Below are 15,334 nucleotides of genomic sequence, written 5' to 3'. Positions count from 1 at the left end.
GAGGAACTTCTTACAAGAAATTTCTCCCCGATTTTACCTTTTTGGCTGCAGATTATTTGGATTTGGGCTCGATTCGTTCCATGCCGTTCATATAAGGGCGAAGCACTTCAGGAATGGTAACACTGCCGTCCTCGTTTTGAAAATTCTCAAGGATCGGAATGAATATTCTCGGAGATGCAATTGCCGTATTGTTGAGCGTGTGACAATAATGAGTTTTGCCGTTCTTGCCACGCCAGCGTAGACGGAGCCTCCGGGCCTGAAATTCATGCAGGCTCGAGCATGAGTGCGTCTCGGAATACGTATTCCTGCTCGGCATCCATGTCTCGATCTCGTGTTTCAAGACTTGTCCCTGGCCGATTTCGGCTCCGCACGCAAGAGCCACTCTGTGCGGCAGACCGAGCGACCGCATCAACTCCTCGGAGTTTCCAAGGAGCAAATAATGCTCTTTCATGGAGACTTCCGGATCGTTTACACAGATGGCTATTTGTTCCACTTTGTTGAATTGATGGAGTCGGTAAAAGCCGCGTGTGTCTCTCCCGTATGAACCGGCCTCTCGCCTGAAGCAGGAAGAATATCCGCAATAGTGCTTCGGCAACTCTTTTTCATTGAGGATTTCGTCCATGTGATAGGAGACCAATGGCACTTCCGAAGTCCCCACAAGATAAAGCTGATCCTTTTCTATGAAGAAAGTGTCTTCCTCGCCCAACGGAAAAAACCCCGTTCCGATCATCGCATCGCGTCGCACGATCTGGGGAACGATCATCGGCTGAAAACCTTTGGACACGAGCAAATCCAGAGCAAACCTGAAAAGCGCAAATTCCAGGAGCGCCCCTTCATTCTTCAGGAAGTACATGCGCGCACCGGAGATTTTCACGGCACGGGGCATGTCGAGAATTCCGAGTCCCTCAGCCAGTTCCAGATGATCTTTGGGAGGAAAAGCGAATTGTGTCGGTTCACCGAACCGCCGGACCTCAACATTGTCATCGTCCGAATCGCCTTCAGGAACCATGTCGAGAGGTGGATTCGGCACCATGAGCATCAGGCGGTCGAATCGCTCTTCAAGCTCCTTCAGCCGAGGCTCGGCTTGAGCCATACGATCCTTGACGTTTTTTACCAGTTCCACAGCTTGATCCCGCTCCTCACCCATGAGCTTGGGAATATCTTTGGATACCCGATTTCGATCGGCTCGTAATGACTCGACTTCGGCGCGGGTTTTCCTTAATTCCTCGTCAACAGAAAGGAGTTCATCAACATCCATAGGCATTCTTTTCTTGCGAATGCCTTCTTTAATGATCTCCGGATTGCTTCGAATGAAAGCGATATCAAGCATAAGAGAGCTCCTTTTCAACTCACCTGTGCAGCTTCTGCACATTCAGACGTGGCAGGAAGTTGTTCGTTCTTGCCACGAAAATAAAGCAAAGAAATCTTTCAAAACAATGATTCATGCCAATTTGCTTTCAAAATTGGACGAAAATCCCCTCTAACTCCCCTTTATAAAGGGGGGAATGGAGGGATTTTGAATGCAAATTCGTATCAGGCATGCAATCCTGTTCAGGGTAAACCGATGACAGAATCTGCCGCGTCCATCTTTTCAAAAAGCAAGGATTCATTTTCTCGGAGGCCTCGAGGGTTGGGTTTTCGCCAGTGCAGATCTGAATTTTTCCGACGGGATCGACCACGTTTTCTGCATCATGCGTTCAATAGGATCGTCTTCCGTCTGTTTTTCTTCCCCGGATTCTTCGGGCTTTTTACCGTACTTGTCCTGGATGAATTGTTGCAGATCCTGCTGCTCATGAGGAAGCATTTCTTTGTACAGACGTTCAAGCAAGAGACGCTCTGTCTTTGTCATGGACACGCGGCCTATCTTCCTTGATGCTTCAAGCCATTCACGCTGCTTTTCAGAAAGATCTTTTTCCTCCAACCCTTTTCCCCTTTGCTCATTCTCTTGCAGTGCGCTCGGAGGCAAGATCACCCCATCACCGTAAGATGAACTCAACTTAGCAATTCAACAGAACTCCTGCAAGACCGTTGAGATGAACGTGCCAAAGATGACACAAACGAGGACCTCTTGCCGGATTTTCGTATTTTTACTATATTCTCGAAACGGGGGCTGAAAAATCTCCTCATATGCGACCGAAGGAAATTTATGAACAACTTATCACGGTTTCTTGTACTCCTGGCACTTATGTTTGCCATGTCCGCATGTGGATCGAACAATTCCAGTCCATCGACCGGTTCGGTCAAGAATACGGTCGCGGACGAAGGAAAGCCCGCATACGGTGACATGATAGTCAGGGGCAGCATCGGAGACGCTTCGGTGCTCCTCCCGGTTCTTGCATCGGATTCAGCCAGCTTCGATATAACCGGACTTATTTACAATGGTCTCGTAAAGTACGATAAAGATATCTTACTTACCGGCGATCTTGCCGAAAAATGGGAGATTTCCGAAGACAAGCTCAAGATCAAGTTTTTTCTGAAAAAAGACGTGCTCTGGCAGGATGGAACTCCGTTCACCGCCAAAGATGTGGAGTTCACGTACAAGCTCTATATCGATCCTAAAACGCCCACGGCCTATGCAACGGATTTCTTAAAAGTAAAGGAATTTCATGTCATCGACGATCATACAATCGAAGTGACCTACGATAAGCCGTACGCGCCCGCTCTGGGCTCCTGGGGCCAGGCAATCCATCCGAGACATCTCCTGGAAGGCAAGGACGTAACTCAGAGTCCTTTGAAAAGGGATCCTGTGGGGACCGGTCCGTATCGGTTCAAGGAATGGGTGACCGGCGAAAAAATTATAGTGGATAGTTATCACAAATATTTTGAAGGCCGGCCTTATATCGATCGAGTGCTCACCCGAACTATCCCTGACCTTGCAACCATGTTTCTTGAGTTGAAAGCCGGAAGATTGGATCAAATGGGATTGACTCCACTTCAGTACAAGAGACAGACCGATACCCAATGGTTCAAAGACAATTTCAAGAAATACGAATACTTGACATTCAGTTACACCTATCTCGGGTACAACCTTCGGGACTGGAAATTTGAGGACAAAAGAGTCAGACAGGCGCTGACCATGGCCATGAACAGGGAGAGCATCGTCCAGGGCGTTCTCCTGGGATTGGGTCAAGTGACGAATGCGCCGTATAAACCCGACACTATGTGGTACAACCACAATGTCAAAAAGTATCCGTACGATCCTGAAGGCGCCAAACGGTTGCTTGCAGAGGCAGGCTGGAAACTGGAAAACGGTGTTATGCAGAAAGATGGAAAACCTTTCGAGTTCACGATTATTACCAATCAGGGAAACGAGCTTCGAAAGAATACAGCGACAATCATCCAGAGTGATTTGAAAAAAATCGGCATAGACGTGAAGATCCGCGTTATCGAGTGGGCTGCATTTCTCAAGAATTTTATCAATAAACGCAACTTCGAAGCGTGCCTGCTCGGCTGGGGTATCGGCATCGATCCGAACCAGATCGACATCTGGAGTTCCAAAAAAACCGGCGAGAACGAGCTGAATTTTGTCAGTTACAATAATCCCGAAGTAGATACACTTCTGGAGCAGGGAGCATCGGTGTACGATCCGGAAGAGCGGAAAAAATACTACGACAAATTTCAGGAGATAGTTGCGGAAGACCAGCCCTACACGTTCTTGTATGTTCAGCAGGCGCTTCCCATCATAAGCTCCCGTTTTCGGGGTATAGATCCAGCTCCGATAGGAATCGGATACAATTTCATAAAATGGTATGTGCCGAAACAGTTGCAGAAATATACGATCGAGCCTTGAGGTGACATGATTTCTTATATAGCCAAGCGCCTTGTCTTGATGATTCCTGTTCTTTTGGGAATCACGATTATTTCATTCGGCGTAATGAAGATGGCACCCGGAGATCCGACCAGCCTCGTGACGGATCTCAATCCCAATATGAATGAAGAAGCCATCAAGCGGATACGAGCCCATTATGGACTTGACCAGCCCTGGTACGTGCAATACGGCAAATGGCTGAAGAATATCGTAGTGCTGGATTTCGGACGTTCCTTCGCTCCGGATAGCAGACCGGTGATCGATAAGATTGCCGAGCGTATCCCCATAACGATCCTGATAAACGTTCTTTCTCTGAGCGTCATTCTCATTGTTGCCGTTCCAATAGGGGTAATGTCTGCGGTAAAGCGGAACTCTCTTTTTGACAGATTTACCACGCTCTTCGTGTTTTTGGGATTTGCCACGCCAAGCTTTTGGCTTGCCTTGCTGCTTATGATCCTGTTTGGAGTCCAGCTAAATATACTGCCCATTTCCGGTTTGAGATCGCTGAATTATACAGAGCTGTCATCCGTAGGACAGGTACTCGATTTTTCAAAACACCTCATCCTTCCAGTATTTGTGTCTGCATTCAGCGGACTTGCGGGGATGAGCCGGTACATGCGATCCAATATGCTGGAAGTCATTCGGCAGGATTACATTACCACTGCGCGGGCCAAGGGACTTGATGAACGGACAGTCATTTTCAAGCATGCCCTAAGGAATGCGCTTCTGCCGGTGATTACTATTCTCGGATTATCAATCCCGGGTCTCATTGGAGGAAGTGTCATAGCCGAGACGATCTTTGCCATACCCGGAATGGGTCAGTTGTTCTATCAATCCGTTATGATGAGAGATTATCCAAGTGTAATGGGGATTCTCGTGATCGGAGCCGTTCTTACGCTCCTGGGGAACTTGCTCGCGGATCTTATGTACTCAATGGCAGACCCCAGAATACGGGTGAGCGAATAAACCGACCGAAGTTTTTTGCACAAGGGTTTGAACAAGATTATGGCAGTATTTTCCGGAGATTTTCTTTCACGTCTGTCCAAGAATAAACTGGGCATGATCGGTTTGTGCGTAGTGGCACTGCTCTTCATCGTGGCATTGTTTGCGCCTCTTATAGCGCCATATGCACCGGACCGCATAGACACTGCCCACATTTTGGCTCCGCCCAGCAAAGATCATCTCCTCGGGACTGATGTGCTCGGAAGAGATGTGTTTTCCCGCATCTTGTACGGTTCCTGGGTTTCTCTGAGCGTCGGATTTGTGGCAGTAGGAATCTCCACTTTGGTCGGGATGATTCTCGGTTCTGTCTCAGGATATTACGGAGGGGTGGTAGACCGGGTTATTATGCGCTTCGTTGACGTGATGTTGTGTTTTCCTTCCTTCTTCCTGATTCTTGCCGTCATCGCATACATCGGGCCCAGTATCTGGAACATAATGGTGGTGATTGGAGTGACGTCCTGGATGGGGGTCACTCGGCTCGTTCGTGCGGAATTCCTCAGTATCCGGGAACGCGATTTCGTGCAGGCTGCTATAAGTCAGGGAGCGAGCGATTTTCGGATCATTTTCCTGCACATTCTCCCCAATGCAATGGCCCCCGTGCTGGTCTCAGCTACCCTGGGCGTTGCTGCAGCGGTTCTCGTGGAATCGGGATTGTCGTTCCTGGGCATAGGAGTGCAGCCCCCTGACCCTTCCTGGGGAAATATGCTGACTGAGGGGAAAGACAACATAGAAATCGCATGGTGGCTCTCGTTATTTCCGGGCCTGGCCATACTCGTGACGGTTATGGGGTACAACATGCTCGGCGAGGCTATCCGGGACACCCTGGACCCAAGACTCCGTCTGAATGATTGATTACTACAAGGGGTGTACTTCCCAAAACTCTTATGATTACTCTCAAAAAAAACCACGATAGACGAATACGGCGGGGCCATCTCTGGGTCTTCTCAAATGAGATTGCCAATCCCCCGATTTCTCAACTTGAAGCCGGCTCTCTTCATGAGCTCACGGACGTTTCCGGGGAATTCCTCGGAATGGTATATGCAAACCCCAACAGCCTCATTGCTGCTCGGATTGTTTCCCGGAAAAAAGAGACCATTGATACGGATTTTTTTCGAAAACGAATCTCGGCTGCTTTGGAATTCAGGAAACCGATTGCATCGTTGCGGGATGCGTACAGGGTCGTCTTTGCGGAAAGCGATTTCCTGCCAGGCCTCATTGTGGATCGGTACGGACCGTTTCTGTCCGTGCAGAGCCTTACCGCTGGAATCGATGCGCTTCTCGACCAAATTGTGGAAGCACTGATCCATGTGCTTGCTCCGGAAGGCATCTTCCTTCGAAATGATTCCCCCATGCGCCTTCTGGAAGGATTATCCCAGGAGAAGAGACTCGCGTACGGGGACGTGCCTGAGACCACGATTATACATTCGGGTACGCTACGATTCGTCGTGGATATCCAAAACGGACAAAAGACCGGGTATTTCCTCGATCAGGAGGCGAACAGAACGCTCGTCAGCCAAAATACGTTTCCTGGAGCCAAGGTGCTCGACCTGTTCTCCTATACCGGAGCCTGGGGACTTCACGCTGCAGCAAACGGAGCTGAGACTGTAACGGCGGTGGACAATTCCAGACCTGCGCTCGATATAGCCTTAAAGACTGCTGAATTGAACGGTATGTCAGCGAAATTTCAAGCGGTACGGGAGCCCGTCATCGATTTTTTAAAGAAAACCTCCGAAACCTGGGACATGATCGTCCTGGACCCGCCCGCTTTTATCAAAGGAAAATCCCATTTAAAAGAGGGTCTTAAGGGATATATCGACGTGAACCGGCGCAGCCTGAACAAGCTCAATGCAGGCGGAATCCTGGTGACATGCTCGTGCTCGCATCACCTGGATCAACAATCTTTTGAGGATGCACTTCTCGCTGCTTCCCGGCAGAGCGGCAAGGAATTGCGCATTCTCAACGTTGCAGGACAAGGGCCGGATCACCCGTTTCTTCTGACAATGCCCGAAACGCGCTATTTGAAGGTCATCGTCGCCCGGGCTGTCTAATTGAAGTAAGGAATTTGGGGAGGAACTTCTTGTAATCCCGCTTTAGCGGGACTCCCCAAACCCCACCTCAAGAACTTTTAACACACGCCGGAACCCCAATTTCCTTTCCAGAAATTGGGGTTCCGGCGTATCATTAGAGCTCATTCAGGGAATTACGTGTGACATGCACCCAGAAATGTCTTCCCAACATGACAGTCTTGAGGACAAAACTCATAGTCTCCGGCAGAGACTTATGCCAAGTGTATAAAATAGTGTCCGATTGCGAAAACCACTGCTCGACAATTGGTGGGTGCCGTGCCTCCGTGCCGGCACGTTTTTCAAATACAAATCAACCACTTCGGGCTGGCAGGGACGCCGGCCTCTACTATCCTTTCAAGGAACAATGTGGTCAAAAGGTCAGAAATTATGTCAACTGCCACAGTTATTGTATATTGCAAGATTTTGCGTATTCTATGAGCGGATGAATCACGCTCGGAGCGTCGCTTGAGAAAGGGAAAATCTATGCGATTCAGATGCATTATTGCAGTGATTGCAGCAGTGGCTTTTGTGAGCATGCCTATGCTCGCAAGCGCCGGTCCGAAGGGACGATCCGGTTTCAAACCGCCAAGATCGTCGGCAATACCTGGAGACCAGGGCAAGACAGGAACGATTAAAGATCTCGGAATAAATCCTTCCACGAAGGCGCCGTCCGACATGGTCAAAAGCAAACCGCCCGAATCGGCTGCCGGAGCAGTTCCAGGAGCGGGAATGGCTCCCCAGGCCCCAACTTCAGCTTTTTCTGGAGGCGGCGGGTTCGGCGGCAGTTGGATGAGCTGGGCATTTCTCGGTTACCTGTTTGGAAGACATCAACACCCGTCCAAACCTGCTGAGAAAGAATTGGAGCTCATTCCCGATCCACCGGGATCGATTTAGACCAAATGCAAAAAATTAGTGTCCGATCGAAGATTAGGGGTATTGGTGGGTGCCGTGCCTCCGTGCCGGCACATCTTAAAAATGATGAATGATATCGCTAAAATAGACCGGCAGCGACTGTGTTTCTTGTCAAGGAAAAACTACCTGGAAAGGCTGTTTTTTCTTGAGCATTGCGTTTAGGATGACGATCATCTTACGCATACAAGCCGTGATGGCAACCTTGAAAGGTTTTCCAGCCTCAATGAGGCGTTGATAGAAAGGCTTGATGACTACATTGGACGTTATGGCCGCGACTGCAGCCATATACAGGGTTGAGCGTACATCCGCCCGTCCACCCGAAATCTCGCGCTTGCCTTTCTTCTTTCCGCTGTCTTTGTTGAGAGGCGCCAGGCCGACGAGGCGACTGATTTCATGACGGCTGACATGTCCCAGTTCGGGCAGTTTTGCCATGAGCACTCTGGCAGTTATGGGGCCCACGCCTTTGAAGGTTCGGAGGAGTTCCTCTGTTTCACGCCACAGAGGCGATTTCCTGATAAGGTCATCGACATCTTTATCGATGTCTTCGATTTCCTTATCTAGGGCTGCTATGACCGTTTGAATGCTGCGCTGCACGCGATTGGAACGGGCTCGATGGAGGCGATTCTTTTCTGATGCACGCAAATCAACAAGCTGCTTTCGACGTGTTACGAGTTCCTTGATTTGCTTTTCGTCCTCCGTTGGCAGCGGCTTCGGTATGGGCCTAACCGTTTGGGCAAAGCGTGCCAGCACATAAGCATCGATGGCGTCTGTCTTGGCGAGTTTTCCGATGCCTTTAGCAAAGTCCCGCACCTGACCAGGGTTGACGACAGCGATCGGCAGGCCGGCGAGACCTAACTGGGCCGCAACGGTTATCTCGTAGCCTCCGGTGGCTTCCATCACGATTACCATGGGGGTCTCTGCGTGGAGGATCTCAATCAGCGAGTCGATGCCTTGAGTGTCATTCTTGACGGTGGTGTGCATGCCTTTTGGCAGCACATGCGCATCCAACTGATCTTTAGAGATATCTATGCCAACAAAAACTTCTTCATGCATGTGTAACATCCCACCCTTGTGGATACGGACTTCTCAACGAGTCCAGGCGACTGTTCGGGCTTTTTACACGAAGGCCTCCGGTGATCCAGCTGCCGGGCAGTCTCAGAGGACCAAGGGACGAACGATCTACCGGTGCCTCTGCCCGACTCCTGCAGAGAGTCTGACAGACGTGCATCCCCCCTCTATCAGGACTCTTATATCTTGGCAACCAAGAGTCCTATTTTTTGAAGTACCTCGTATCATTGATCCAGTATCAGCCCCTCCCCTCAGCTCGGTACCGGTTCCAGAGATTCAGTACTTCATGGACAGAAACATACAAGGGACGCCGGTCTCTACTAATATCTTGTGTTGGAACGTGGGAAAACGTCAGAAATTTTGGCAATCGTATAACTGTCTTTTATCTATGCGGATTCGTAATCGAGCTAGAATGACGTGGAAGCGCTTCTCGTAAGAAGTGCTTCCGCATCCCTCGCCCGATTCCAATATGCCCACGGATATCAGGTAACGTTAATCTGGATACTGTCGGTGTCCGTCAACGGACCTCCCGAGCCCGATGCTCCGAGATCGTTTGTAGTAATGCTGAGGCTCGCAGAGCCGGCAATAGTCGGAATGAACCGGAGTCTGTTGATCGCAGCGTTAATGCTGCTGACTGTCCCACGGAATGTCATGCTCTCATCGTTTGTCCCGTCTCCCGCACTGAAGGTCAAACCCGTCAAGCTGTAAAGGGTCAAGGTTCCGTTGGCCGCCGTGAGCGTTACCTCGATCTGATTAGCTCCCGCGTCTACATCGGAAACCCTTATCCTGTTTCCATTGACGTTGTTGAACACAAGAGTTTGTCCGGCCGAAACCGTCTGTGTGCCTGGTACTGAGTTGACCGGAGCGTCATCGATAGCGTTTACGGTGACAGCGATCGTATCCGTGTCAGACTTCGCGCCCGATGGATTATTCCCCAGATCGTTCGTGACGATCTTCACGGTTGCAGCACCGGCGTAATTTGCGTTTGGCGTGAAGTTCATGCCGTTGAGAGCTGCATTGATGTCATCTATGCTTCCGGTAAAGGTCATAGTCGTATCTGCGGTACCGTCACCTGTACTGAACGTCAGGCCAGTGGTTCCGCTAAGCGTCAGTTTCCCTCGTGTCGCGGTCAACGTCACTCTGACGGGTTCGGTTCCTGCATCCACGTCGGATATTGAGATAGCGTTGCCGTTTGCTGCGCTGAATGTAAGAACAGTGTCTTCATTGATGCTCTGAGAGCCAGGAACTGCGTTTACCGGAGCATCATTCACGGCAGTCACCGTGATTGTCCCCGTTCCATCACCAGCCGAAGGAATCCCTTCCTGTCCACTGGAATCAATCACAACATACGCCAGAGAATCTTGACCGTTGTAATTCTGGCTTCCCACATATTTCACTTTAGGAGTAGTCTTGGCATCCGTCCAGCTTATCACCTGATTGAGAGATATCGCTTCGCTAGTATCCAGGATATTGTTTGCGTTGGCATCCAGGAACAGCGTACCATGATCCGGAAGATCCGTTATTCGTATGGATTGAGCCGAGTTGCCATCAGGATCGGTAAAAGTCCATTTCGATACTGTGACAACCGTATCCTCCTTCACGCTGAGCGTGAAATCATCCGCAACCGGTGGTCCACCGGCAGAAACTACCGTGATGTTTACCGTGTCACTGTCGGACATTTCACCCGATGGATTGTGTCCCAGGTCGTTCGTCACGATCTGCACGGATGCTGCGCCGCTGTAATTGGAAGTCGGCGTGAAGTGCATGCCATTGAGAGCTGCATTAATGCTGGCTACGCTGCCGGTAAAAGTCATGGTTGCGTCAGCAGTTCCGTCACCTGCGGTGAAGCTCAGACCGCTGGTTCCGGCAAGGGTCAAATTCCCGTTTGTAGCAGTCAGTTGAACGCTGATCGAATCGGTTCCAGCATCCACGTCGGAAATGGAGATTACATTCCCGTTTGCCGTACTGAAGATCAGAGACGTATTCGCATTCATCGTCTGTGCGGCGGGTATTGCGTTCACCGGTGCATCGTTCACAGCGGCCACCGTAATGCTGCCCGTTCCGTCACCTGCAGGAGCAACCCCTTCCTCTCCGCTGGAATCAATCACAACGTACGTTAGAGAATCTTGACCGTTGTAGTTCTGGCTCCCCACATACTTCACTTTGGGGGAAGTTTTGGCATCCGCCCAACTTATCACCTGATTGAGAGACACTGCTTCGTTGGCATCGAGGATATTGTTAGTATTGGCGTCCAGGAACAGCGTGCCATGATCCGGAAGATCCGTTATTCGTATGGACTGTGCAGAGTCGCCATTCGGGTCGGTGAAAGTCCATTGCGATACGGTAGCGACTATATCCTCATTTACGGACACCGCAAAATCACCGGCCACCGGAGGACCGCTGGTACTCACGACGGTAATGTTTACTGTGTCACTGTCGGACATTTCACCTGATGGATTGTGTCCCAGGTCGTTTGTTACGATCTGCACGGTTGCTGCGCCGCTGTAATTGGAAGTGGGCGTAAAGCTCATACCATTGAGAGCTGCATTAATGCTGGCCACGCTTCCGGTAAAGGTCATGGTTGCGTCAGCGGTTCCGTCACCTGCGCTGAAGCTCAGACCACCGATTCCGCTAAGCGTCAAATTCCCGTTTGTGGCCGTCAGTTGAACCCTGACCGAATCGGTTCCAGCATCCACGTCGGAAATGGAGATTACATTCCCGTTTGCCGTACTGAAGATCAGAGACGTATTCGCATTCATCGTCTGCGCTACAGGCACAGCATTCACAGGGGCATCGTTCACCGCGGTCACCGTAATGCTGCCCGTTCCGTCACCATCCGGAGCAACCCCTTCCTCTCCGCTGGAATCAATCACAACGTACGCCAAAGAATCTTGACCGTTGTAGTTCTGGCTCCCCACATACTTCACTTTGGGGGAGGTCTTGGCATCCGCCCAGCTTATCACCTGATTGAGAGACACTGCTTCGTTTGCATCAAGGATATTGTTGGTGTTGGCGTCCAGGAACAGCGTGCCGTGATCCGGAAGATCCGTTATTCTTATTGATTGTGCAGAGTCGCCATTCGGATCGGTGAAAGTCCATTGCGATACGGTAGTGACTGCATCCTCATTTACGGACACCGCAAAATCACCGGCCACCGGAGGACCGCTGGTACTCACGACGGTAATGTTTACTGTGTCACTGTCGGACATTTCACCTGATGGATTATTTCCCAGATCGTTCGTGACGATTTGCACCGTTGCATCACCGCTGTAGTTGGAAGTAGGCGTGAAGTGCATGCCGTTGAGAGCAGCATTGATACTGGTCATGCTTCCGGTAAAGGTCATGGTTGCGTCAGTGGTTCCGTCACCTGCGGTGAAGCTCAAACCGCTGGTTCCGCTAAGCGTCAAGGTGCCGTGTGTAGCGGTCAACTGCACTCTGACTGCTTCGGTACCCGCATCGGCATCAGAAATGGAAATTGCATTCCCGTTTGCAGTACTGAATAACAGATCGGTACCTCCATTCACGGTCTGAGGGCCTGGTATAGAGTTTACGGGTGCATCGTTCACGGCAATTACAGTGACTATGGCTGTTCCCGCATCAGCAGGCATTTTTCCCTCGGAGCCTGCCGAATCGATCACTACATATTGGAAAGAATCAGAGCCGCTATATTCCTGATCACCGATATATTTGAGCTTAGTCGTTGCATCGGCCCAACTGATTGGAGCCAAGTCGTTATTCACTACTTCACTTATCGTTGGAGTAGCAATATTGTGACTGGCAACGTAACTCACAATGGTCTCAAAATTGTTGACATTATATTCATAAGGGTTCGCTGTTCCGTCCACAATCCTGTGGAATGAGATTACCAACCAGTAATTGTTTGCCACAGCGTCATTTATCCACTGAATCACTTCCTGGGGAGTTGTCGTGTTGTCTACGGATCTATTGTAAATCGCATACGGATTACCGGGAATTTCATTAATGCCGTTATTCCCCCAGGCCTCTCGACAATCCTCGTAATAGCGACTTACGAATTCGGCGACTCTCGGATCGAAATCACCATAGGGGTACGCGAAACTCGTTCCGGTCAGACCATACTGATCCAACAAGTTCTTTGATTCAGAAAGCTCGTATACCAACTGGGAATCCGTCAGTCCGGTAAGCATCGGATGAGTCATGCTGTGGCTGCCGATCTCCCAACCGGCAGCTTGCATTTGCTGGAGCTGGCTCCAGGTCATTGCCCACGCGTCTCCGATATCACCTGTTACGACTAACGATACGCCTTCAACGTCGTATGTATCCATAATGCGGAAGGCGTTTGTATACGTGTCCAGGTATCCGTCGTCAAAGGTAAAGGTTACTCTTCCTTCATTGGGCTGAAGACTGATTGCTTCTCCGGGATCGACCACATTATTATCATTTGCATCAATGAATAAAGTACCGTGGTCCGGAAGGTCCGTTATTCTGATGGACTGGGCCTGATTGCCTTCAGCATCGGTGAAGTTCCAACCCGTAACGTTCACTGCTGTGTCTTCGTTCACAACTGTGCTGAAATTCCCCGCATCAGGCGACTGATTGTCCGGTGTTACGGTAACTGTCACAAGTGCGGAAGCGCTCGTATCATCGCCACCATTAGCGGTTCCGCCATTATCTTTGACATGAAACATGAACGACGTATCCGCGTCCGCATTCAACCCTGATTTGTACCAAAGAACGCCTGTGGAAAGAGAGGCCCCTACTCCAAGCGGATTGGTCCCACTCTGAGCATCGGCTTGACTCAGATAAAGCGCTCCATTGGCCGGCAGGGAATCAAGGAAGAACGTCAAAGTCTGGGTTACGTCGGGATCACCGTCGTCTCCGGTAAGAGTGATCTGAGTCACCTGGTTTTCGGTCAATGTAATACTTTGAGGATTGGCGATCGGCTCGTCGTTTATTGGATCGTCGTTCACCGGATTAACCGTGACCGTAGTTGTTCCGGCATCGACAGGCATTGTGCCTTCCGACCCGGCGGAATCGATCACCACATATTGAAAGGAATCCTGTCCGTAATAATCCTGACTCCCGATATATTTCAATTTGGTCGTTGCATCAGCCCAACTGATTGGTGCCAAGTCGTTATTCAAGACTTCACTTATCGTTGGAGTAGCTATGTTGTGACTGGCAACGTAACTTACAATGGTCTCGAAGTTGTTGACATTATATTGATAAGGGCCTGGTGTGCCAGTAACTATGTGGTGAAACGAAATTACCAGCCAATAATTGTTCGCTACAGCATCATTTATCCATTGAATCACTTCCTGGGGAGTCGTCGTATTGTCAACGGATCTGTTGTAAATTGCATAGGGGTTCCCGGGTGTTTCATTGATCCCGTTATTTCCCCAGGCCTCTCTACACCCTTCATAGTAGTCCATTACGTATTCGACAACTCTTGGGTCGAAATCACCATAGGGGTAGGCAAAACTTGTTCCGGTCAATCCGTGCTGAACCAGTAAATTCTTCGATTCGGACAACTCGTAAACCAACTGCGAGTCCGTGAGTTCCGTTAGCATCGGATGGGTCATGCTGTGGCTGCCAATTTCCCATCCGGCAGCCTGCATCTCCTGCAGTTGACTCCAGGTCATGGCTTCGGCGTTCTGTCCGATGTCACCTGTCACGACTAGCGAGACCCCTTCAACACCATATTCTTCCATGATAGGAAAGGCGTTGATATAATTATTCAGATACCCATCGTCAAAAGTGAACGTCACTCTTCCATTGAGCTGATCGGAACCGATCGCCTCACCAGGATCTACGACATTGTTATCATTTGCATCAATAAACAGAATGCCGTGGTCGGGCAGGTCTGTTATTCTGATGGATTGGCCCTGATTGCCCTCTGCATCAGTGAAATTCCACCCTGTCACCTTGATCGCAGTATCTTCATTCACAACCACACTGAAATTCCCGGCGTCAGGTGACTGATTGTCCGGTGCCACGGTTACTGTAACAAGGGCAGAAGCGCTTGTGTCATCGCCGCCATTAGCTGTTCCGCCATCATCTTTGACATGAAACATGAACGACGTATCCATATCGTTATTCAGAGCAGATTTGTACCAAAGAACACCCGTGGTAAGAGAAGCGCCTACTCCGAGCGGATTCGTCCCATTCTGGGCATCGGCCTGACTCAGGTAAAGCGCTCCATTGGCTGGGACGGAATCGAGGAAGAATGTCAAGCTCTGAACCACATCAGGATCACCGTCATCTCCCGTCAAGGTGATTTGACTCACCTGGTTTTCCACCAGTGTGATACTCTGAGCATATGCAATCGGTTCGTGATTGACCGCCGCCAACGCATCAACGACAGTAATGTCTGACTGATAGACGGGATCCACGTAAGCGTCGAGGACAACTCTGTCTTCTAATGGCTCCAGCACTAATTCTCGACACAGTTTTCTCATGTTGGCGAATACCATGTTTGCTCCCCCCATAATAGCGTGAA

General features: G+C 50.0%; 9 protein-coding genes. 5 read left to right on the top strand and 4 right to left on the bottom strand.

From position 1 onward, the window contains the following. Positions 1-52: 52 nt before the first annotated feature. Together serS and DESTI_RS27395 are read right to left on the bottom strand one after the other, a co-directional pair. Positions 53-1,330 (bottom strand): serine--tRNA ligase, encoded by a 1,278-nt coding sequence (serS, locus tag DESTI_RS27400; protein ID WP_014813197.1) that lies wholly within the window; start codon positions 1,328-1,330, stop codon positions 53-55. A gap of 276 nt (positions 1,331-1,606) precedes the next feature. Beyond that, positions 1,607-1,921, bottom strand: a complete 315-nt coding sequence (locus DESTI_RS27395) for a hypothetical protein (RefSeq protein WP_157212294.1) — start codon at positions 1,919-1,921, stop codon at positions 1,607-1,609. A gap of 225 nt (positions 1,922-2,146) precedes the next feature. Here DESTI_RS27395 and DESTI_RS27390 point away from each other — a divergent pair, with 225 nt between their 5' ends. The 5 genes from DESTI_RS27390 to DESTI_RS27370 all read left to right on the top strand — a co-directional run bounded on the left by DESTI_RS27390 (position 2,147) and on the right by DESTI_RS27370 (position 7,770). Continuing rightward, positions 2,147-3,790 (top strand): peptide-binding protein, encoded by a 1,644-nt coding sequence (locus DESTI_RS27390; RefSeq protein ID WP_041287709.1) that lies wholly within the window; start codon positions 2,147-2,149, stop codon positions 3,788-3,790. Between the two features lie 6 nt (positions 3,791-3,796). Then, positions 3,797-4,774, top strand: a complete 978-nt coding sequence (locus DESTI_RS27385) for an ABC transporter permease (RefSeq protein ID WP_014813194.1) — start codon at positions 3,797-3,799, stop codon at positions 4,772-4,774. 39 nt (positions 4,775-4,813) lie between these two features. Next, a complete protein-coding gene (locus tag DESTI_RS27380) occupies positions 4,814-5,662 on the top strand; it encodes an ABC transporter permease (RefSeq protein WP_014813193.1) in 849 nt (282 codons plus the stop codon). A 32-nt stretch (positions 5,663-5,694) separates the two neighbouring features. Further along, positions 5,695-6,858 (top strand): class I SAM-dependent rRNA methyltransferase, encoded by a 1,164-nt coding sequence (locus DESTI_RS27375; RefSeq protein WP_041286545.1) that lies wholly within the window; start codon positions 5,695-5,697, stop codon positions 6,856-6,858. A gap of 501 nt (positions 6,859-7,359) precedes the next feature. Next, on the top strand, positions 7,360-7,770 hold the full coding sequence (locus DESTI_RS27370) for a hypothetical protein (RefSeq protein ID WP_041286544.1): 411 nt from the start codon (positions 7,360-7,362) through the stop codon (positions 7,768-7,770). Positions 7,771-7,899: 129 nt separating this feature from the next. Here DESTI_RS27370 and DESTI_RS27365 read toward each other — a convergent pair whose 3' ends face one another. Both DESTI_RS27365 and DESTI_RS27360 read right to left on the bottom strand, forming a co-directional pair. Further along, a complete protein-coding gene (locus DESTI_RS27365) occupies positions 7,900-8,841 on the bottom strand; it encodes an IS110 family RNA-guided transposase (protein WP_014809154.1) in 942 nt (313 codons plus the stop codon). A gap of 497 nt (positions 8,842-9,338) precedes the next feature. After that, a complete protein-coding gene (locus DESTI_RS27360) occupies positions 9,339-15,308 on the bottom strand; it encodes a polysaccharide deacetylase family protein (protein WP_014813190.1) in 5,970 nt (1,989 codons plus the stop codon). Positions 15,309-15,334 lie beyond the last annotated feature (26 nt).

It is taken from the genome of Desulfomonile tiedjei DSM 6799 (assembly GCF_000266945.1).
In the GTDB taxonomy this organism is placed as follows: domain Bacteria; phylum Desulfobacterota; class Desulfomonilia; order Desulfomonilales; family Desulfomonilaceae; genus Desulfomonile; species Desulfomonile tiedjei.
The sequence above is the reverse complement of the archived record's forward strand: the minus strand, read 5'-3'. Positions and strand labels throughout refer to the sequence as shown.

Coding starts and splice junctions, on each gene's coding strand:
- DESTI_RS27360 (WP_014813190.1), bottom strand. CDS start 15,308: ATGGTATTCGCCAACATGAGAAAACTGTGTCGAGAATTAGTGCTGGAG.
- DESTI_RS27390 (WP_041287709.1), top strand. CDS start 2,147: ATGAACAACTTATCACGGTTTCTTGTACTCCTGGCACTTATGTTTGCC.
- DESTI_RS27380 (WP_014813193.1), top strand. CDS start 4,814: ATGGCAGTATTTTCCGGAGATTTTCTTTCACGTCTGTCCAAGAATAAA.
- DESTI_RS27375 (WP_041286545.1), top strand. CDS start 5,695: ATGATTACTCTCAAAAAAAACCACGATAGACGAATACGGCGGGGCCAT.
- DESTI_RS27385 (WP_014813194.1), top strand. CDS start 3,797: ATGATTTCTTATATAGCCAAGCGCCTTGTCTTGATGATTCCTGTTCTT.
- DESTI_RS27370 (WP_041286544.1), top strand. CDS start 7,360: ATGCGATTCAGATGCATTATTGCAGTGATTGCAGCAGTGGCTTTTGTG.
- DESTI_RS27365 (WP_014809154.1), bottom strand. CDS start 8,841: ATGCATGAAGAAGTTTTTGTTGGCATAGATATCTCTAAAGATCAGTTG.
- serS (WP_014813197.1), bottom strand. CDS start 1,330: ATGCTTGATATCGCTTTCATTCGAAGCAATCCGGAGATCATTAAAGAA.